Below are 20,002 nucleotides of genomic sequence, written 5' to 3' on the forward strand. Positions count from 1 at the left end.
CCGCGAGTCTAGGCCCCGGGCGATCGTCTCACCGCCCGCCGAAGCCGCCGCCGCCGCCCCCTCCGCCCGAGAATCCCCCACCGCTGGAGCTGCCCGATGACGACCAGCTGTGCGAGGACGACGATCCCGACGACGACGACGATGAGCCGCGCGAGACCGGGGTCACCGCGAGTCTGCCGATCGACGACGATGCCCGCGAGAGCGAATCGGTGGTGACGGCATCGAAGAGGGCGAGCCGCGATCTCACCTCGGCCACCGGCGCATCGCCTGCCGCACGGATCACCTCGATCCACTCCCGCTGCATCCCGAACAGGACGGCATAGGGAAGCAGGCGCTCGTACAGATTGACCACGTCGGCGCCGGGTGTGCCCGGCGCCTCGCCGAAGGAGCGTCTGCCGGAGGTGACCAGGTCGGCGGTGCCCGGGGCCTGCGCCGCCCGCAGACGCTGCTCCTCAGCCAGGAGCAGATAGCGTCGCACGCCCTCGAGGTACGTGCGGTGCTTTCCGCCCGCCAGGGTCAGAGTCGATCCGGGTACCGAGAAGAACGGCAGGATGACGAAGGCGGCGAAGCCGCTCGCGATCGCGAGTCCGTAGATCCATCCCCCCGCCGCACCCAGATCCCGCACGACCGAGGGCACCTCGTCGACGAAGAAGCACAGCAGGATGGCGACGACGAGACCTCCGATCTGCAGCAGGCCCCGCACTCGTCCGACCCATCCGGGCGTGGCGGTTCGATACCCGCGGTCGATGGTGGCCCGGTCGATCTGCCGCACGTACGTCACCGCTCGAGTGGGCGGCGTCCGGGCGAACGCTCCGAGGTCGATCCGGTCGCCGATCTCGGCGTCCTTGCCGTAGAGGGCGGTCACGACGCGGCGGTCGTCATGGGCGAGACCGGTGGTGTCGCGGAGCACGACGGAGAAGTCGTCGGCGTCGGCCCGCTTTCCCGACGCGACGATCTCGACCTTGTCGCGCACGGCGAGATCCACCACGTGGGCGGCCAGGGCGCGTTCGGGCGTCCCCCACACCCCGGCCGACAGCGTGGGTGACTCATCCACCGGGGGCGAGTACTGCACGATCACCGGAGTGCGGTCGGGGTTGCGCCGCAGCAGCGCACGAAGCACGGCGACGAAGACGAAGCCCCCGACACCGGCCAGGTATGCCGCGGCCGGGAGCGTCCACTCCCACCACGGATAGGGCGGCGGCGGGGGCGGTGAGACCGCGGCGAAGGCGCCGGTGGCGAATCCGAGCGATACGGTGATGTTCTCGTCGGGGCCGAGGTCGACGTCGGACGCCTCGAACGACGCGCCGACCATGGCCGGAGCCCCTGGATCGAGCCCTGTCGCCCAGAGGGCGACGGGACCCTCCAGCTGCGAGGGCGGTGAGACCGGACGGATATCGCATCGCTCGGTCGACCCGGCGGGTCCGGTGTAGCAGTAGGCGCGACCCGGCAGCAGATCATCGGACGGGTCGCCGAGCACATGCACGATCGCCTCGACGCTGCCGAAGGGCTGAGCGTGATCGGTGCCCACGGTGTCCCACGTGAACTCGTCGGCGTCGGTGTCGTCGTATCTGACGACGACGTCGGTCATCGTGTAGGAGATGACGTAGGTCTGCAGGCCGCGAACGAAGTCGTCATCGCCGGTGAGCACGTAGACGAAGTCCTCGTCCTCCTCGATCCACCACGGGATGGGCACCCCGTCAGCGCCCTGAACGCTCACGACCGTCGTGTCGTGCTCTACCCCCGAATCGGCTTTCGGCAGGGCGCGGACGATCCCCCGGTTCTGGTCGACGTCGGGGAAACGCGCGACGATCGTCTCGGTGGTGAACAGCGCGCTCTGCCCGTTCGCCTCCCGCCCGAGCCAGTACTCGCCTCGGAAGGAGTCGTAGGAGAAGTCGTCGACATCGGCGGCGACGACGCTGACGGGCGCTCCGGCCGAAGCCGCGGCCGCTGCCCCTGACGAGACCAGACCGCTCGCGGATGCCGCCAGAACGGCTCCGACCACCACGCTCTTCGCGATCCCCACGGCGCCAGCGTAGCGATCGCGATCCTCAGGCGGTGAGGGCGAGAGCCTCCGCGGTCTCGGAGAGGACCTCCTCCGCCACCTCCGGTCGGGGGTTCAGCGTGTGTCCGTAGCTCGGGATCAGCTGCTGGAGGCGCGGCTCCCACGCGTCGATGCGGTCGGGGAAGCACGTCTTCAGCAGCCCGAGCATGATCGACACCGCCGTGGAGGCCCCGGGCGAGGCCCCGAGCAGCCCGGCGATCGTGCCGTCGGCGGAGGTGACGACCTCGGTGCCGAACTGCAGCACGCCGCCCTTCTTGGCATCCTTCTTCATGACCTGGGCACGCTGGCCCGCCTGCAGCAGCTCCCAGTCCTCGTCGCGCGCCGTCGGCATGAAGTCGCGGAGACTGTCGACCTTCCGGGCGTGGTTCTTCAGCAGTTCCCCGACGAGGTACTTGATCAGGCCGGGATTGTCGACGGCGACCTTGAGCATCGGCAGGATGTTCCCCGGACGCACCTGCGCGACGATGTCGGTGATCTTGCCGTTCTTGAGGAACTTCGGACTGAAGGTGGCGAAGGGCCCGAACAGGAGGGACGCCTGCCCGTCGACGACGCGGGTGTCGAGGTGGGGCACCGACATCGGCGGGGCACCGACGGACGCTTGGGAGTACACCTTCGCGCGGTGCTGCGCCACCAGGGCGGGGTTGCTGGTCTTCAACCACTGTCCGCCGATCGGGAAGACGCCGTACCCGCGGATCTCGGGGATGCGGCTGGACTGCAGCAGCTTCAGCGCCCATCCCCCGGCGCCGACGAAGACGAAGCGGGCGCGGGTCTCACCGGGCGTGTGGCCGATGGTGTTCCGCCAGATGACCCGCCAGGAGCCGTCCTTGGCGCGCCGGATCCTCTTCACCTCGCGGTTGGTGACGACCTCGGCGCCCTTGTCGACGAGGTCGTCGAAGAGCTGACGGGTGAGCGCCCCGAAGTCGACATCGGTGCCGCTGGGCACCCGGGTCGCCGCGAAGGGCTCGCCCTTCTTCCGCTTCTTCATCAGCAGCGGCGCCCACTGGTTGATCACCCGGGAGTCCTCGCTGTACTCGATCCCGGCGAACAGCGGCTGCTGCTTGAGCACCGCGTAGCGCTTGCGCAGGTAGGCGACATCCTTCTCACCGGTGACGAAGGTCATGTGCGGGGTGGCGTTGATGAAGGTCGACGGCTCGTCGAGGACGCCCTTCTCCACCAGGGATGACCACAGCTGGCGGCTCTGCTGGAACTGCTCGTTGATCGCGATGGCCTTGGCGGGGTCGAGCGATCCGTCGGGGCCCTCCGGCATGTAGTTCAGCTCGCACAGGGCCGCGTGACCGGTTCCGGCGTTGTTCCACGCGTTGGAGCTCTCCTGCGCCACCTCGCTCAGGCGCTCGTAGACGACGATCTTCCAGTCGGGCTGGACCTCCTTCAGGAGTGTCCCGAGGGTCGCCGACATGATGCCCCCGCCGATCAGGACGACGTCGATGACCTCGTCTGGTGCCGCCGGTGGGGTCTCGGGATCGGAGGAATCAGTCACGACTCGATTCTACGCGTCGGGCGAAACATCCCGATCGGACCGGGGTCCTGGTGCGGCGAAAGGATGACGGAACTTTCTCGCCGTCGAAAGACCGGTCGATCACGCACCGGCGCCGGCGAACCGCCGGGATGCCACGAGCTCGGCGATCTGCACGGCGTTCAGTGCCGCACCCTTGCGGAGGTTGTCGTTGCTGACGAACAGCACGAGGCCGCGTCCCTCCGGCGCCGACTGATCGGCCCGGATGCGACCGACGAAGCTCGGATCCTTGCCCGCCGCCTGCAGCGGCGTCGGGACCTCCTCCAGGCTGACACCCGGCGCATCGGCGAGGATCTCCGTGGCTCGTGCCGGCGAGATCTCACGGGCGAACTCCGCGTGGATGCTGAGCGAGTGGCCGGTGAAGACCGGCACCCGGACGCATGTGCCCGCCACGCGCAGGCCCGGGAGCTCGAGGATCTTGCGGCTCTCGTTGCGGAGCTTCTTCTCCTCGTCGGTCTCGTTCGCGCCGTCGTCGACGAGGTTCCCGGCGAGGGGGATCACGTCGAAGGCGATCGGGGCGACGTACTTCTCGGGCTCGGGGAAGTCCACCGCTGAGCCGTCATGGACGAGGCGCAGCGTGTCGCCCTGGGCCAGCACGCCCTCGACCTGACCGAGCAGTTCCTCGGCCCCGGCCAATCCCGATCCGCTCACCGCCTGATAGGTGCTCACGACCAGTCGCTCCAGGCCCGCTTCGGCGTGCAGCGGCTTCAGCACGGGCATCGCCGCCATCGTCGTGCAGTTCGGGTTGGCGATGATGCCCTTGACGGCGTCGTCGATCGCGTGCGGGTTGACCTCGCTGACGACGAGGGGCACCTCGGGATCCATGCGCCAGGCGCTGGAGTTGTCGATGACGACGGCGCCCGCCTCGGCGAAGCGCGGCGCGTGCGCGCGACTGCCTGTCGCGCCGGCCGAGAACAGGGCGATGTCGATGCCCTGCGGGTCGGCGGTGGCGACATCCTCGATGACGACCGTGTGCCCGGCGAAGTCCACCGCCGTACCCGCGGAGCGCGCGGTGGCGAAGAGGCGGAGCTCACGGATGGGGAACGAGCGCTCCAGGAGGATCTCGCGCATGACGGTGCCGACCTGACCGGTGGCACCGACGACGGCGAGGGACAGACCGGAGTCGGAGATGCGGGCCATGGTCAGGGAGTCTATCGCTCGGGCTGCGGGCCTTTTCCTGTGTGACGCCGCTGGCCCGCCTCGATCAGCCGAGTGCGGCGGCACCGAAGGAGACGGCGAACTGGATGGAGCCGATACGCGGATGCGAGAGCGCGAGGCTGGACATGCGCCTCACGTTCCCGGACGACGACGGGCGTACTCGTTGATGACGACCCCGGAGCGGAACGTCCGGCTCTTCTCGAGGGTGAACGCGGCCGGGTCGTCGCCGGCGGCGAAGAGCGGACGACCGTCACCGAAGACGACGGGATTGACCTTCAGCACCAGACGGTCGATCTCCTCGATCAGCTGGCCGGCAAGGTCCCCGCCCCCGCAGAGCCAGATGTCACCGCCGCCGCGCTCCTTCAGCTCGCTCACGACCCGCCGCGGCTCGCCGTGCACCATGCGCACCCCGGCTCCTACGTCAGCCCGGGTGCGGGTCCGCGAGAAGACGATCTGGTCGAGATGGGCGTACGGCGAGTCGGTGACCCCCAGACCCGCAGCGAAGGTGTTCCAGCCCATCAGGACGGTGGAGAACCTCCCGCGCGGCGCCGTCGAGCCGGATTGTTCGTAGAACCCGGAGGGCAGCGTGTCGGGCCAGTCGTCCTGGATCGCCTCGAGATGATCACCGATTGCAAGGAACGCGTCGAACCGGCCATCGGGTGCGCAGATGCGCCCGTCGAGGCTGGTCGCGACGTAGTAGACGAGTTCGGTCATGGCGTTCCTTTCACAACATGTGTCGTGGTTAACCTACGACACATGTTGTGGTTCCGCTAGGGTGACGGTGTGGCCCGGAACGACGCACGGCGGCAGATGCTCGCAGACGCGGGGCTCTCGGTCGTGGCGCGCGAGGGTATGCGGGGCCTCACGCACCGCGCCGTCGACACCCAGGCGGCCGTCCCTCTCGGCACGGCGTCGAATTACTTCCGCAGCCGTGCCGCGCTCATCGCGGCCCTCGTCGAGCGGATCGGCGAGCGGTTGGCGCCGGACCCGACCGTGCATGAGGCGTGGCGCGACCGCCGCCCGACCCCTTCGCTGTTCGCCGAATACGCGCGCGACATCGTGCGCCGACTGCTCGCCGACCGCGAGGTCACGCTCGCGCTCTTCACCCTCCGCGTCGAGGCCGCCCGCAATCCCGAAATCGCCGGGCCGCTGACGGAGTGGATGCGCACCGGCTTCGCCGCCGACGTCGCGTTCAACCGGGGCGCCGGCCTCCCCGGCGGCGATTTCGAGATCGCTCTGTTCCATTACGCCCTGGAGGGACTGGTGCTGGACCGGCTGACGGTGTCGATCGACCCCGAGATCTCCACCGACGCCGCTGTCGAGGCGTTCGTGCGCGGGATCCTGGGCGATGACCCGCCCGCGGGTCAGCGTCCGGTGCCGGCGTAGACGACGGCCTCGGTCTCACCGTCGAGACCGTACGCGGTGTGGACGACGCGGGCCGCCTCGCCGAGGTTGTCGCCGCGGACCACCACGGAGGTGCGGATCTCCGACGTTGAGATCATCTCGATGTTGATCCGCGCGACGCTCAGCGCCTCGAACAGCGTCGCCGCCACGCCCGAGTGCGTGCGCATCCCCGCACCGACGATCGAGAGCTTGCCGATCTGGTCGTCGTGGACGAGGCTCTGGAACCCCACCTCCGCCTGCTCGCCGGCGAGCGCCTTCAGCGCCGCGGTGGCATCGGACTTCGGGAGGGTGAAGGAGATGTCGGTGAGCCCGGTTGCCGCCGCGGAGGCGTTCTGGACGATCATGTCGACATTCGCGCCCGACTTGGCGACGATCTTGAAGATGTCCGCGGCCTTGCCGGGAACATCCGGCACACCGATGACGGTGATCTTGGCCTGGCTGAGGTCGGTGGCCACTCCTGCGACGATCGGCTCTTCCATGTTCTCTCCCTTTTCCCCCTCGGGAAGACTCTGACCCGGCCCCACGACCCACGTCCCGACGTCCGGGCTGAACGTCGAGCGCGCGTGGATCAGCACACCGTGCCGACGGGCGTACTCCACGGCGCGGATGTAGAGCACCTTCGCGCCGTTGGCGGCGAGTTCGAGCATCTCCTCGCTGGAGATGCTCCCGAGCTTCTGCGCGCGGGGCACGACCCGCGGATCGGCGGTGAAGATCCCGTCCACATCGCTGTAGATCTCGCACACGTCGGCCTGAAGCGCGGCGGCGAGGGCCACGGCGGTGGTGTCGGACCCGCCGCGGCCGAGCGTGGTGATGTCGCGCGTGTCGCGGTTGAAGCCCTGGAACCCGGCGACGATCACGATCGCGCCGTCATCGAGCGCCTCCCGGAGGCGCACCGGCGTGACGTCGACGATGCGTGCGGCGCCGTGCGTGGCATCCGTGATCATGCCCGCCTGGCTGCCGGTGAACGAGCGCGCCTCGAAACCCATCGAATGGATGGCCATCGCCAGCAGCGCCATCGAGATCCGCTCCCCGCTGGAGAGCAGCATGTCGAGCTCGCGCGGAGCCGGCATCGGGGCGACCTTGCCCGCGAGCTCGAGAAGCTCGTCGGTGGTGTCGCCCATGGCGCTGACGGCCACGACGACCTCGTGTCCGGCGCGTCGGGTGTCGACGATCCGCTTGGCGACCCGCTTGATGCTCTCGGCATCGGCGACGGACGAGCCACCGTATTTCTGGACGATCAACGCCACGTGTAGAACCCCCGCGTACGTCTGGCGCCACGGCGCCCGGCGACGGCGCGCGACGGGACGGCGCACCGAACTTCCATCTTACGGACCGTCGCATTCCCCGACTTCCATGTACCCTGCCGACCATGACGGCGGAACTGACGGCGTGGTCGGACTTCAACGTGGCCATCGTGGGTGCTGCTGCGGCCCTGGCGGGACTGGTGATCGTCGCGGCCAGCGTCAACATCCGCGAGGTCATCCGGGCGACCACCGTCACGGCCCGGCTGGGAGCCAGCATCGTGGCGCTCGTCGTCGCCCTCTCGATCGCCGCCGTGGGACTGGTCCCCGCGCTCGACACCGTCGCCTACGGCGCCGTCACCGTCGTTCTCACCCTCATCGCGGCCATCTTCCAGATCCACGCGGCCCGCGTCATCGTGCGCACTCCCCCGCCGGGCGATGACACCCGTCCTCCGGCGGCGAAGGCGGTGATCGGCTTCGTCCCGATCGCGGCGTACGCCGTCGCGGGGATCGCTCTTCTCCTCGGTCACCCCGCGGGCCTGTACGCCGCCGCGATCGCGGCTCTGCTCACCATCGCCTCCGCGCTCCTGGTGTCGTGGATCGCGCTCGTGGAGGTGCTGCGCTGATCAGCCCGGAGCGACCGGCGGCGGGTCGACGGCGGCCCGGCGCGGCCGCACGGTTCCCCCGGTGGCGGCGAGCCAGCATCCGAGGATGACGAGGGGGAACCCGAGGAGCAGCCCGACCGTGAGGGGCTCGGAGAGGACGATCACCCCGAGGAGGATCGCGACGACGGGATTGAGATAGGTGAACAGCGGCGCGCGGGCGGGCCCGACCTCGCGGATCAGGGCGAAGAAGGCGATGAACGCCAGGGCCGTGCACAGGACCGCGAGGAGGCCGAGCGCCCAGAGGCTCCGCGGGCTCGGGACCACCGGCTGCACGATCAGCGCCACCGGCAGGTAGCACACCCCGACCGCGAGCAGGGACACGGTGATGGTGCCGAGCGGCGGCACGTCGCGCAGCTTGTGGGCCACGATGAACGGGGCGGTGGCGTACAGCACGGCCACCAGGAGCACCTCGCCCACCGCGATGAGCCCGGCGACGACCTCACCCTCGGAGATGGCGGGCCCGGCGACGATCACACCGACGCCGAGGAACCCGATCGCAAGACCCAGCACTCGCGACGGGCGGAGGGCGGCGCGGTCGCCGCCGATGACGGCGATGATCGCGGCGAAGAGCGGCACCGTGGCGACGAGCAATCCGGTCAAGCCCGACGACAGCGTCAGCTCTGCGTGGCTGAGGAGGAAGAAGGGCCCCGCCATCTCGATCGCACCGAAGGCCAGCACCCATCCGATTCTGGCGAACGCCGGACGAAGCGCCTTCGCGCGGAGGGCGAAGGGCAGCAGCAGCAGCGCGGCGGCAAGGGTCCGGCCGGCGACCACACCCGCCGGGGAGATCGTCTCGACCGCCTCCTTGATGAACAGATAGGGCATGCCCCACAGCACCGACATGACGGCGAAGAGGACCCAGCCGCGCGTGGTGAAGCGACCTCCGGCCGGAGGCGCGGTGACAGGCGCGGTCACATCGAGCGCCGGCCCTCGAAGGCCCGCCCGAGGGTCACCTCGTCGGCGTATTCGAGGTCGCCTCCGACGGGCAGCCCCGACGCCAACCGGGTGACGGTGATCTGCAGGGTGTGCAGCAGCCGGCTGAGGTAGGTCGCGGTCGCCTCGCCCTCGAGGTTGGGGTTCGTGGCGAGGATGACCTCTTGCACGGTGCCGTCGGCGAGGCGCTGCATGAGGGAGGCGATCCGCAGGTCGTCGGGGCCGATGCCCGCGATGGGGCTGATCGCCCCGCCGAGCACGTGGTACAACCCACGGAACTCGCGCGTCCGCTCGATCGCGGCGACGTCTTTGGCGTCCTCGACCACGCAGATGAGCGTGGCGTTGCGGCGCGGGTCACGGCAGATCGCGCAGCGCTCCTGCTCGGAGACGTTCCCGCAGATCTCGCAGAACCGCACCTTGTCTCGCACGTCGGCGAGCAGGTGCGACAGGCGCGACACGTCGAAGTTCGGCGTCTGGAGGATGTGGAACACGATCCGCTGAGCGGACTTCGGTCCGATGCCGGGAAGGCGTCCGAACTCGTCGATCAGATCCTGGACGATGCCGTCGTACATCAGCTGAACCTCGTCGGCGCCTCGTGCGGCTCCTCACGGACGAATCGCGCCCCGAGCACCTGACGGACGACCGCCTCGCCGTAGCGCTGCATCCCGCCTGCCGCCCGCGGCGGAGTCGCGAGGGGCGGCGCGATCACCGGGGGCACGGGCGCGTCGGCCGCCGTCGCCGCCACCTCGACATCGCCCTCGTCGTCGGGTTCCGCCGTCGTCACGACCTCGGATGCCGGGAGCACCTGCCCCTCACGGCGGGGAACAGTGCCCGAGGCACGCACACGCGCGGCCTCGACCGCGGCGTCTTCGGGGTCGTCGTCCACAGCGAAGGTCGCGATCCCGCGTTCCCCGGCCTCGGCTCGAGTGTCCGCGTCGGAATCGACGGCGTCGCGGGGGACCGGGGCGACAGCCCACTCCGTCACCGACGCCACGCCACCTGGCGCCGTCGGGTTCGGCGCGGAGGCCACGGAGCGATCGGGCGCGCCGCGCAGAGAGGCCGACCGCGGCGGTGCTGCGGGCGCCTCGCGCGCTCCCCCACCGCGCCCGGACGGCTCGGCCGGGCCCGGGTCGTCGAACGGATCCGGAGGCGGTGGCGGACCATCCTCCCCACCGTCGCGCGGGCCACCGCCACGGGGCGGATCGCCGCCGGCGTCGTGACGGGCGAGATACTTCACCCGCAGCCCGAGGACGCCCTGGATCGCGGTGCGCAGATCTTCGCTGGGCCCTGCGCCGGCGCTGCGCTGCTTGAACTTCGCCATGTCGGCCTGACTCTGGAAGGTCAGGGTGAGCACGTCATCCTGCAGGTCGGCGACGCGGGCTGTCGTGACCACCAGCCACGAGGAACGGCTGAGGTCTTCGAGCCGGGCGAGCACCTCCGGCCAGGCGTTGCGCATGAGTTCCAGCGTGACAGACCCCGCGGGCGGGGTGGCGACCGGCTGAATCGGGGTCGGCGCCGGGGGCGTGGTCGGCGCCGCGGACGTGGACGGCACGGCGGGCGAGGGTGTCGCCTCTGCCGCGGGAGCGGGAGCGGCAGGAGGCGCCGCCGCAGGAGGAGCGGCTACAGGAGGCGCCGGGGCGAGAGCAGCCGCCACCGGAGGCGCCGCGGTCCCGTCGGGGGCGGGCGATGACGCGGGAGGCGCCGGGACGGATGCGACGTGGGCGCCCGACGCGGACGCAGCACCGCCCGCGGTCGCGCCGGTGTGGGTCAGCACCCGGGCGATCATCAGCTCGAGCTGGAGTCGGGGTGAGGTCGCCCCGGTCATCTCGTCGAGGGCGCTGATGACGATGTCGGCGGTGCGCGAGAGCCGCTCGACCCCGAAGGCGTCGGACTGGCGCATCATCTGCGCCAGGTCGTCCTCGGACGTCCCGCGCAGCACTGCCGCCGCGCCCTGACCGGCCGCTCCGACGATGATGAGGTCGCGCAGCCGCTCGAGGAGGTCGTCGACGAAGCGTCGGGGATCCTGCCCCGTCTGCACGACCCTGTCGACCGCGGCGAACGCCGCACCGGCGTCGGCGGCGGCGAAGGCGTCGACGACCTCGTTCAGCAGCTCGCCGTGGGTGTAGCCGAGCAGGGCCACGGCCCGCTCGTAGCGGACGACCGGTCCGTCGGACCCGGCGATCAGCTGGTCGAGCAGCGACAGGGTGTCGCGGGGCGAGCCGCCTCCGGCGCGCACGACGAGCGGGAGCACACCGGTCTCGACCGTCACGCCCTCGCTCTCGCAGAGCGTCTGGACGTACTCCAGCATCGCCGCGGGCGGCACGAGCCGGAACGGGTAGTGATGGGTCCTCGACCGGATCGTGCCGATGACCTTCTCGGGCTCGGTCGTGGCGAAGATGAACTTCACATGCTCCGGCGGTTCCTCGACGAGCTTCAGCAGGGCGTTGAAGCCCTGCGGGGTGACCATGTGCGCCTCGTCCAGGATGAAGATCTTGAACCGGTCGCGCGCGGGCGCGAAGACCGCCCGCTCCCGCAGGTCGCGGGCGTCGTCGACGCCGTTGTGGGACGCGGCGTCGATCTCCACCACGTCGAGGGAGCCGCCGCCGCCTCGACCCAGTTCCACACAGCTCTCGCAGGTGCCGCACGGGGTGTCGGTCGGGCCCTCGGCGCAGTTCAGGCAGCGGGCGAGGATGCGCGCCGACGTCGTCTTCCCGCATCCGCGAGGGCCCGAGAAGAGGTAGGCGTGACCGACCCGGTCGCTGCGCAGCGCGGTCATGAGCGGCTCGGTGACCTGCGACTGTCCGATCATCTCGCCGAACGCCTCGGGGCGATAGCGGCGGTACAGGGCGGTGGTCACCCGAACAGCCTACGGCGTGCCCCCGACATCCGTTCTGCCGGCTTCCCGCGCCCCGGACGCGACCGGATCACCGCTCGCCCACGGGCTCCGGCTCGCCGCCCACAGCCGTGACCGGCGAGGTGATGATGGGGATGGAGGCCGTCACCGTGGGCACCGACGCCGAGAGGGTCGTGCCGTCTTCCAGACGCACGTCGGCGAACTGCGTCAGCGACGGGCGGCCGGGGATCACCGGTCCCTGGTCTTCGAGCGGGACGCGCACCTCTTCGCCCGGGGCGACGACGTAGGGGGTTCCCCGCACAGTGAAGATGAGCGGCGCCTCCCCCTCGATCCGCACCCGCATCTCGGTGGCGCGGATCGCGACGTGGACGGGCGTGTCCCGCCAGCGGAGCGGGAACGCCAGCTCCTCCCACCCCGCGGGCAGCCGCGGATCGAACGACAGCTCGCCGGCATGATCGCGCATACCGCCGAAGCCGCTGACGAGCGCCGTCCACACCCCGCCCGCCGAGGCGACGTGCACCCCGTCGGCGGCGTTGTGGTGGAGGTCGGCGAGGTCGACGAAGATCGCCTGCCGGAAGTACTCCAGTGCGAGCTCCTGGTAGCCCACCTCGGCCGCGAGGATCGTCTGCACGACAGCCGAGAGGGTCGAGTCGCCCGTGGTCAGCGGGTCGTAGTACTCGAAGTCGGCGAGCTTGTCCTCGTCGGAGAAGTGCTCCCCCTGCAGGAACAGGGCGAGCACCACATCGGCCTGCTTGAGCACCTGGTAGCGGTAGATCACCAGCGGGTGGAAGTGCAGCAGGAGGGGACGCTTGTCGGGCGGCGTGGCCTCGAGGTCCCAGACCTCGCGCTCGAGGAAGATCTCGTCCTGCGGGTGGATGCCCAGCGCCGTGCTGAACGGAATGTGCATCGCCTCGGCGGCGCGCTCCCAGTGCTCGGGCTCCGCCGGGTCCAGCGACAGCCGCTCCGCGGTCGCGCGGTAGGCGTCGGGGTCGCTCTCGGCCATGTCTCGGAGCGTCCGCGCGGCGAAACGCAGATTGAAGCGCGCCATGACGTTGGTGAAGAGGTTGTCGTTGACGACGGTGGTGTACTCGTCGGGCCCGGTCACGCCGTGGATGTGGAACGACTCGATCGCGTCACCGTTGGACGTGCGCCAGAAGCCCAGCGTGGTCCACAGGCGTGCGGTCTCGACCGCGATGTCCACCCCCTCGCGATAGAGGAAGTCGGTGTCGCCGGTGGCCCGGACGTACTTCGCCAGCGCGAAGCAGACGTCGGCGTTGATGTGGTACTGCGCCGTGCCCGCGGCATAGTAGGCCGAGGCCTCCTCGCCGTTGATGGTCCGCCACGGGAAGAGGGCACCGGCCTCGTTGAGCTGATAGGCCCGCCGGCGCGCGGCGGGCAGCATGAGATAGCGCATCCGCAGCGCGTTGCGCGCCCACAGCGGCGTCGTGTACGCCAGGAACGGCAGGACGTACACCTCGGTGTCCCAGAAGTAGTGACCGCTGTAGCCCGAACCCGTCATGCCCTTGGCGGGAACCCCCTGCTGGTCGGCGCGCGCGGCGGCCTGAGCCAGTTCGTAAAGGCACCAGCGGGTGGCCTGCTGGATCTCGGGCTGGCCCTCGATGCGGATGTCGCTGCGCGCCCAGAACGCGTCGAGCCAGGCGCGCTGCCGCTCGAACTGGTGCGCCACGCCCTCGGCGAGGGCGCGGTCGATGGTGCGACGGCAGCGATCGACGAGCTCGCGGGCCGGCACGCCGCGCGAGGTGTGGTAGCTGACGAGCTTTGTCACACGGATGGGAACGCCGGCGCGCGCCTGCACCCGGAAGACGTTCTTGGCGATGTCGGGCTCGACGATGCCCCGGGCGGAGTAGTGGTTTTCGGTCTCGACGACGTGATCGGCGACGACGGCCAGCGTCATCCCGGAGTCGCTGACCTGGTAGGCCAGGGCCGAGCGGTCCCGGTCCTGCCAGTACTCCTTGGGCTGGAGCACCCGCTCGTGGATCTTCTCGCTGCGGCGCGGGTCGAACCCGGCCTTCTTGGCCGGCGCGGGGGATCCGCCGTACACGTCCTCGCCGTCCTGACGGTTGATCAGCTGGCAGTTGATCGTCACCGGGGCGTCGGCGTTGCGCACGGTGACCTCGAGGCGGAGCACGACGAGATGCTTCTCCTCGAACGAGACCATCCGCTCGTCCTCGATCTGCACCTCCTTGCCCGAGGGCGTCACCCACAGCACGCGGCGGCGCAGCACACCGCTCTGCATGTCGAGCTCACGGTGGTACTCGCGCACGTCGGCCACGTCGAGCGAGAGCGGTTCGTCGTCGACGTAGACCCGCATGATCTTCGCGTCGGGCGCGTTGACGATGATCTGCCCCACCTCGGCGAAGCCGTAGGCCTGCTCGGCATGGTGGATCGGGAAGGTCTCGTGGAACCCGTTGATGAACGTGCCGTGCTCATGGGCGTGGCGTCCCTCGGGCGTGTTCCCGCGGAGTCCGACGTAGCCGTTGCCGACCGCGAACAGCGTCTCGGTCACGCCCTGATCCTCCAGCGAGAACCGCTTCTCGATCAGCCGCCAGGGGTCGACGGGGAACCGGTCGCGGTCCATCATGCCGGGATCTCCTTCTCCACCAGCTCGGCGAGATCGCTCACCACGACGTGGGCACCGGCGTCGCGCAGCGTCTCGGCTCCGGCACCCCGGTCGACACCGACGACGAGACCGAAGCCCGCCGCCGCCGCCGACTGCACACCGCTGAGTGCGTCTTCCACGGCCGCGCTGCGCGCCGGGTCGACACCCAGCATCCGCGCCGCCTCGGCGAAGACGTCGGGCGCGGGCTTGGATGCGAGGTGGTCGCGCTCGGCGATGACCCCGTCCATCACGACCCGGAAGCGGTCGCGGAGGCCCGCGACCCGGAGCACCTCCTCGGCGTTCTTCGAGCTCGACACCACCGCGATCGGCACCTCCGCGGCGATGAGGAGGTCCAGGAGCGCGACCGAGCCCGGGTAGGGGGCGATCCCCTCCTCGCGCAGGACACGCGCGAAGACGTCGTTCTTGCGGTTGCCGATGCCGCAGACCGTGTCGGCCGTGGACGGGTCGGACGGATCGCCCCAGGGCACCTCGACGTCCCTGCTGCGCAGGAGGCTCGCCACGCCGTCGTACCTCTTCTTGCCGTCCAGGTGGGCGAAGTAGTCGGCGTCGCTGTAGGGCGGCGAAACCTCCCACGCGGCGAACAGCTCCTCGAACATCGTCCGCCACGCGTGCATGTGCACCTCGGCGGTCGGGGTGAGCACGCCGTCGAGGTCGAACAGCACGCCGTCGTAGGTGGTGAGGTCGGGAAGGGCGGGGGCGGTCACGGGGTCTCCATACGCGAAGCGAGGCTCCGTGTTCGGGGGGGGTGCGGAACGGAGCAGCGAGCGGGTCGGATAAAGCGTAGTGGCCCGCGATCGGGGCCGGTGGACGCTCCGGTTTCGAGCGCGTTACAGCGCCTCGGCACCACCCGCGACGGTAAGCGTCTGCCGCGCGATCTCGAGCTCTTCATCGGTCGGGACGACGAGGACGGTGACCGCGGAATCCTCGCGGGAGATGATCCGGATGCCGCGCTCGCGCGCCTCGTTGCGCGCGGGGTCGAGCTGTACGCCGGCGAACCCGAGCGTCTCCAGCGCCGCGGCCCGGACCCGCGGGGCGTTCTCGCCCACACCCGCCGTGAACGAGATCACGTCCACCCCGCCGAGCTGGGCCAGGTACGCGCCGGCGTACGCCCGGAGGCGGTGCACGTACACCTCGAAAGCCAGTGTCGCTGCGGCGTCGCCGCGATCGACGCCCGCCTGGATGTCGCGCATGTCCGACACCCCGGCAAGGCCCCGCAGGCCGCTGCGCTTGTTCAGCAGCGCGTCGAGTTCGTCGATGGAGAGCCCGGCGCGACGGGAGAGCTGGAAGAGCACCGCCGGATCGACGTCCCCCGAGCGGGTACCCATCACCAGACCTTCCAGCGGCGTGAGACCCATGGAGGTCTCCACCGAGCGACCCCCGTCGATCGCGGTGACCGACGCGCCGTTGCCCAGGTGGAAGACGATCTGGCGGAGTTCGGCGACCGGTCGATCGAGGAAGGCGGCGGCCGCTTCGCTGACGAACTTGTGACTCGTGCCGTGGAAGCCGTAGCGCCGGATGCGATGGGCGGCGGCGAGCTCGGCGTCGATGGCGTAGGTGTAGGCCGCCGGCGGCAGGGTCTGGTGGAACGCCGTGTCGAACACGGCGACGTGCGGGACGCCCGGAAACGCCTTCTTCGCGGCGACGATCCCGGCGAGATTCGCCGGGTTGTGCAGGGGAGCGAGCACCGACAGCTCGTCGATGTTGATCTCGACGAGGGGGGTGATGAGCGTCGGCTCGAAGAAGCGCGCACCGCCGTGGACCACCCGGTGGCCGACCGCGACGGGTGGGGTGTCGGCCAGCGACGGACCGTTGTCGGCGAAGGCCTCGAGCATGACCGCGAAGCCCGCTGTGTGATCGGGGATCGGGAGCTCGCGCTCGTACGTCGCGTCGACCATCGTCGTCGCCGGGCCCGTGGTCGAGGCCTGGTGGACGGTGTGGATCGCCCGGCCGGGGCCCTGCTCGCCGATGCGTTCCACCAGGCCCGAGGCCAGCAGGGTCTCCCCCGTCATGTCGATGAGCTGGTACTTGAACGAAGAGGACCCGCTGTTGACCACCAGGACCGGCCTCACCGCTCCCCCTCCCCCTGCGCCTGGATGGCGGTGATGGCGATGGTGTTGACGATGTCGTCGACCAGCGCGCCCCGCGAGAGGTCGTTGATGGGCTTGTTCAGCCCCTGGAGCACGGGGCCGATCGCGACGGCACCGGCGGAACGCTGCACCGCCTTGTAGGTGTTGTTCCCGGTGTTGAGGTCGGGGAAGACGAAGACCGTCGCCCGCCCGGCGACGGCAGAGCCCGGCGCTTTGGCCGCGGCGACGGCGGCGTCGGCGGCGGCGTCGTACTGGATCGGGCCTTCGACGGGCAGCTCCGGCGCACGCTCCCGCACCAGCGCCGTCGCCGCCCGCACCTTCTCCACGTCGGCGCCCGAGCCCGATTCCCCGGTCGAATACGACAGCATCGCAACCCGGGGCTCGATGCCGAACTGCGCGGCGGTCGCCGCCGACGAGATCGCGATGTCCGCGAGCTGCTCCGCGGTCGGGTCGGGGATGACGGCGCAGTCGCCGTACACCAGCACCCGGTCGGAGAGGGCCATGAGGAAGACGCTCGAGACGACGGAGACGCCCGGCTTGGTCTTGATGATCTCGAACGCCGGCCGGATGGTGTGGGCCGTCGTGTGCGCCGCGCCCGAGACCATCCCGTCGGCGAGCCCCAGGTGCACCATGAGCGTGCCGAAGTACGACACGTCGGTCACCGTGTCGGCCGCCTGCGCGTAGGTGACCCCCTTGTGGGCGCGGAGTCGCTCGTACTCCCGGGCGAAGCGGTCGACGTGCACGGCGTCGAAGGGCGAGATCACCTCGGCCGCCCGGATGTCGATGCCGAGCTCGATCGCGCGGTTTCGCACCTCGATCTCCTCGCCGAGGATCGTGAGGTCGGCGATTCCCCGCGCCAGCACCGTCGCGGCAGCCCGGAGGATGCGGTCGTCGTCGCCCTCGGGGAGGACGATCCGACGCCGCTCGGCGCGTGCGCGCTCGAGGAGGCGGTACTCGAACATCAGCGGCGTGACGACGGTGGGTCGGGCGAGCCCGAGCGCGGTGACGAGGGTTTCGGTGTCGACGTGGCGCTCGAACATCGACAGCGCGGTGTCGTATCGACGCTGAGAGTCGGCGGCCAGCCGCCCACGGGTGCCCATGATCCTCACGGCGGTGTCGTACGTGCCGAGGTCGGTGGCGATGATCGGAAGGGAGGAGTCCAGACCGTCGATCAGGGTGTCGACGGGCTCCGGCAGGGGGAAGGGACCGTTGAGGATGACGGCGGCGATGCTCGGGAAGGTTCCCGAGGCGTTCGCCAGGATCGTCGCCAGCAGCACCTCTGTGCGGTCGGCGGGGATCACGACGATGGCCGACTCGGTCAGGCGCGGCAGCACATTGACCATCGACATCCCGGCGATGACCACGCCGAGCACCTCGCGGGTGAACAGGTCGGCGTCGCCCTTGATGAGGCGCCCGTCGACAGCGCGGGCCACGTCGCGCACCGAGGGAGCGACCAGCAGCCGATCCTCCGGGAGCGCCCAGACGGGCACCGGTCGGGCGGCGTCGGCACCGGGGCCGCCTCCCCCGCGGGCGCCCGCGACCACCGCCGAGATCGCGGAGACGACCTCGTCAAGGCGATCGGGGTCGGCGCGGTTGGCGACGACGGCGAAGAGCTCGGCCCGCTCGTGGGCGAGCTCGGCCAGCGCCAGCGCGGTGATCTGTCCCATCTCCGCGGGGGTGCGGGCCAGGGTGGTCCCCAGCTGCTCGCCCTGCCCGTGCTGCGCGCGTCCGCCGAGGACGAGGAGCACCGGCGCGCCGAGGTTCACCGCGATACGCGCGTTGTAGGTCAGCTCGGCCGGGCTGCCGACATCGGTGTAGTCGCTGCCGAGGATCACCACGGCGTCGCAGGCCGCGGCGACGGCGTGATAGCGCTCGACGATCGTGGCGAGCGCCAGCTCGGGATCGCGGCGCACATCGTCGTAGGTCACACCGATGCAGTCCTCGTAGGCGAGGTCGACGCCGTCGTGGTCGAGGAGCATCTCCAGCACGTAGTCGCGCTCGGTGGTGGAGCGCGCGATGGTGCGGAACACGCCCACCCGCGACGCCGCGTGGCTCAGGGCGTCGAGGACCCCCAGGGCGATCGTCGACTTGCCGGAGTGACCTTCGGCGGAGGTGATGTAGATGCTCTGCGCCACGCGACCAGCCTATGGGCGGGGCTCTCACCGGGCACGCCCCGGGAAAAGTAAGACTCTCCGCGAACCCGGCAGAGCCTGGTTACCCTTGCTACGTTTCCGTCCTGGGGGAGTTGGCCTGGATGCCGCCTCGCGGAGAGCTGTGCCCAGTGTACCCCGGGAGAGGTCGGAGGATTCCCAGGCCCCCCTGTCCCCGTGGCGGTTACGATCGCATAACGAGCGCCGACGCTCGACCCGCGCGCCGTCCGAGAGGACCACATGGATCATCCCGTCACGACCGAGCAGGTCGCGCCCACCCGACCCGCCCTGCCCGATCGGCCGGCCTCCGCCGAGGAGTTCGCGCGGCTGACCGAGTCCATCGTGGCGTCGGTCGAGCGGGTGATCGACGGCAAGCCCGAGGCGGTGCGCAGCGCCCTGGTGTGCCTGCTCGCCGAAGGGCACCTCCTCATCGAGGACGTCCCCGGGGTGGGCAAGACGATGCTCGCGCGGGCTCTCGCCGCCAGCGTGGATGCCACGGTGCGTCGCATCCAGTTCACTCCCGACCTTCTTCCGGGAGACGTGACCGGGGTGAGCGTGTTCAATCCCGTCGCGCGCGAGTTCGAGTTCAAGCACGGCGCGGTGTTCGCCAACATCGTCATCGCCGACGAGATCAACCGCTCCTCCCCCAAGACCCAGTCGGCGCTCCTCGAGGCGATGGAGGAGGGACAGGTGACCGTCGACGGCTCGACACATCTCCTCCCCGACCCGTTCCTCGTCGTCGCGACTCAGAACCCGCTGGAGATGGAGGGCACCTACGCCCTGCCCGAAGCCCAGCGCGACCGCTTCATGATGCGCATCTCCATGGGGTATCCCGATGCGCGCTCCGAGGCGCTGATGCTGCGCCAGCGCGAGACGGTCAACCCGCTCGAAGCGATCCGGCCCGTCGCCTCGGCGCCGCAGATCGCCGGTCTCATCGCCTGGGCGCGCGCCGTGCACGTCGCACCGGCGATCGAGGACTACGCCGTGGCGCTGGCCGCGGCCACCCGCACCCACGCCGACCTGCGCCTGGGCGCGAGCCCCCGCGCCACCCTGCAGCTCGTGCGTGCGGCGAAGGTCTGGGCGGCCCTGGACGGTCGGGGGTTCGTCATCCCCGACGACATCACCGCCCTCCTCATCCCCGTCTTCGCCCACCGACTCATCCCGACCCGATCCGCCGGTGGCGCTCGGGCGAAGTCGATGACCGAGGTCATCTCCTCGGTCCTCGAGCAGATCGCCGCGAGCGTGCGGGTGCCGATCGCCGCTCGGCAGTGAC

Annotated in this window: 15 protein-coding genes and 1 other RNA gene; 3 read left to right on the forward strand and 13 right to left on the reverse strand. The window is 70.5% G+C overall.

Going from position 1 to position 20,002, the window contains the following annotated elements; translation table 11 throughout:
- Positions 1 to 28: 28 nt before the first annotated feature.
- From MA875_RS09130 to MA875_RS09145, 4 genes are all read right to left on the reverse strand, one after another.
- The gene (locus MA875_RS09130; protein WP_248241932.1) at positions 29 to 2,023 is read right to left on the reverse strand and encodes a DUF2207 family protein; all 1,995 of its coding nucleotides are present in this window, start codon (positions 2,021 to 2,023) and stop codon (positions 29 to 31) included.
- A 25-nt stretch (positions 2,024 to 2,048) separates the two neighbouring features.
- Complete coding sequence (locus MA875_RS09135) at positions 2,049 to 3,560, reverse strand: malate:quinone oxidoreductase (protein WP_308221513.1); 1,512 nt, start codon at positions 3,558 to 3,560, stop codon at positions 2,049 to 2,051.
- A gap of 99 nt (positions 3,561 to 3,659) precedes the next feature.
- Positions 3,660 to 4,736 (reverse strand): aspartate-semialdehyde dehydrogenase, encoded by a 1,077-nt coding sequence (locus tag MA875_RS09140; RefSeq protein ID WP_248241941.1) that lies wholly within the window; start codon positions 4,734 to 4,736, stop codon positions 3,660 to 3,662.
- Positions 4,737 to 4,886: 150 nt separating this feature from the next.
- Complete coding sequence (locus MA875_RS09145; RefSeq protein WP_248241943.1) at positions 4,887 to 5,468, reverse strand: dihydrofolate reductase family protein; 582 nt, start codon at positions 5,466 to 5,468, stop codon at positions 4,887 to 4,889.
- Positions 5,469 to 5,537: 69 nt separating this feature from the next.
- Between MA875_RS09145 and MA875_RS09150 the strand changes: the two genes are divergently transcribed.
- A complete protein-coding gene (locus MA875_RS09150) occupies positions 5,538 to 6,140 on the forward strand; it encodes a TetR/AcrR family transcriptional regulator (protein ID WP_248241945.1) in 603 nt (200 codons plus the stop codon).
- On the opposite strand, the gene MA875_RS09155 is transcribed toward MA875_RS09150, so the two are convergent.
- Positions 6,119 to 7,405: an aspartate kinase gene (locus MA875_RS09155; protein ID WP_248241947.1), complete on the reverse strand. Its 1,287-nt coding sequence runs from the start codon at positions 7,403 to 7,405 to the stop codon at positions 6,119 to 6,121. The two genes, MA875_RS09150 and MA875_RS09155, sit on opposite strands and share 22 nt — an antisense overlap.
- Before the next feature lie 122 nt (positions 7,406 to 7,527).
- Between MA875_RS09155 and MA875_RS09160 the strand changes: the two genes are divergently transcribed.
- Positions 7,528 to 8,025: a hypothetical protein gene (locus tag MA875_RS09160; RefSeq protein ID WP_248241950.1), complete on the forward strand. Its 498-nt coding sequence runs from the start codon at positions 7,528 to 7,530 to the stop codon at positions 8,023 to 8,025.
- On the opposite strand, the gene MA875_RS17800 is transcribed toward MA875_RS09160, so the two are convergent.
- The 8 genes from MA875_RS17800 to ffs all read right to left on the reverse strand — a co-directional run bounded on the left by MA875_RS17800 (position 8,026) and on the right by ffs (position 18,856).
- A complete protein-coding gene (locus tag MA875_RS17800; RefSeq protein WP_248241952.1) occupies positions 8,026 to 8,979 on the reverse strand; it encodes a DMT family transporter in 954 nt (317 codons plus the stop codon). It abuts the gene before it with no gap.
- Positions 8,976 to 9,569 carry a recombination mediator RecR gene (recR, locus tag MA875_RS09170; protein WP_248241954.1) on the reverse strand — a complete coding sequence of 198 codons (594 nt, stop codon included), beginning with the start codon at positions 9,567 to 9,569 and terminating at the stop codon, positions 8,976 to 8,978. Before recR ends, MA875_RS17800 begins: the two co-directional genes overlap by 4 nt.
- A complete protein-coding gene (locus MA875_RS09175) occupies positions 9,569 to 11,854 on the reverse strand; it encodes a DNA polymerase III subunit gamma and tau (RefSeq protein WP_248241956.1) in 2,286 nt (761 codons plus the stop codon). Before MA875_RS09175 ends, recR begins: the two co-directional genes overlap by 1 nt.
- A gap of 67 nt (positions 11,855 to 11,921) precedes the next feature.
- Positions 11,922 to 14,453, reverse strand: a complete 2,532-nt coding sequence (locus MA875_RS09180) for a glycoside hydrolase family 65 protein (protein WP_248241958.1) — start codon at positions 14,451 to 14,453, stop codon at positions 11,922 to 11,924.
- Positions 14,450 to 15,196, reverse strand: a complete 747-nt coding sequence (locus MA875_RS09185) for an HAD family hydrolase (protein WP_248241959.1) — start codon at positions 15,194 to 15,196, stop codon at positions 14,450 to 14,452. Before MA875_RS09185 ends, MA875_RS09180 begins: the two co-directional genes overlap by 4 nt.
- A gap of 123 nt (positions 15,197 to 15,319) precedes the next feature.
- Positions 15,320 to 16,561 carry an acetate/propionate family kinase gene (locus MA875_RS09190; RefSeq protein WP_248241961.1) on the reverse strand — a complete coding sequence of 414 codons (1,242 nt, stop codon included), beginning with the start codon at positions 16,559 to 16,561 and terminating at the stop codon, positions 15,320 to 15,322.
- Positions 16,558 to 18,714: a phosphate acetyltransferase gene (gene pta / locus MA875_RS09195; RefSeq protein WP_248241963.1), complete on the reverse strand. Its 2,157-nt coding sequence runs from the start codon at positions 18,712 to 18,714 to the stop codon at positions 16,558 to 16,560. The genes MA875_RS09190 and pta overlap by 4 nt, the downstream gene beginning before the upstream one ends.
- A 45-nt stretch (positions 18,715 to 18,759) precedes the next feature.
- Positions 18,760 to 18,856: signal recognition particle sRNA small type (ffs, locus tag MA875_RS09200), an RNA gene on the reverse strand.
- A gap of 113 nt (positions 18,857 to 18,969) precedes the next feature.
- Here ffs and MA875_RS09205 point away from each other — a divergent pair.
- Positions 18,970 to 20,001 carry an AAA family ATPase gene (locus MA875_RS09205; RefSeq protein ID WP_248241965.1) on the forward strand — a complete coding sequence of 344 codons (1,032 nt, stop codon included), beginning with the start codon at positions 18,970 to 18,972 and terminating at the stop codon, positions 19,999 to 20,001.
- Position 20,002 lies beyond the last annotated feature (1 nt).

The sequence above is a fragment of the Microbacterium kunmingense genome, assembly GCF_023155745.1.
Lineage (GTDB): Bacteria > Actinomycetota > Actinomycetes > Actinomycetales > Microbacteriaceae > Microbacterium > Microbacterium kunmingense.

Excerpts from the sequence above, each read along its gene's own strand:
- MA875_RS09205 (WP_248241965.1), top strand. The coding sequence starts at position 18,970 with ATGGATCATCCCGTCACGACCGAGCAGGTCGCGCCCACCCGACCCGCC.
- MA875_RS09160 (WP_248241950.1), top strand. The coding sequence starts at position 7,528 with ATGACGGCGGAACTGACGGCGTGGTCGGACTTCAACGTGGCCATCGTG.
- recR (WP_248241954.1), bottom strand. The coding sequence starts at position 9,569 with ATGTACGACGGCATCGTCCAGGATCTGATCGACGAGTTCGGACGCCTT.
- MA875_RS09145 (WP_248241943.1), bottom strand. The coding sequence starts at position 5,468 with ATGACCGAACTCGTCTACTACGTCGCGACCAGCCTCGACGGGCGCATC.
- MA875_RS09180 (WP_248241958.1), bottom strand. The coding sequence starts at position 14,453 with ATGATGGACCGCGACCGGTTCCCCGTCGACCCCTGGCGGCTGATCGAG.
- MA875_RS09140 (WP_248241941.1), bottom strand. The coding sequence starts at position 4,736 with ATGGCCCGCATCTCCGACTCCGGTCTGTCCCTCGCCGTCGTCGGTGCC.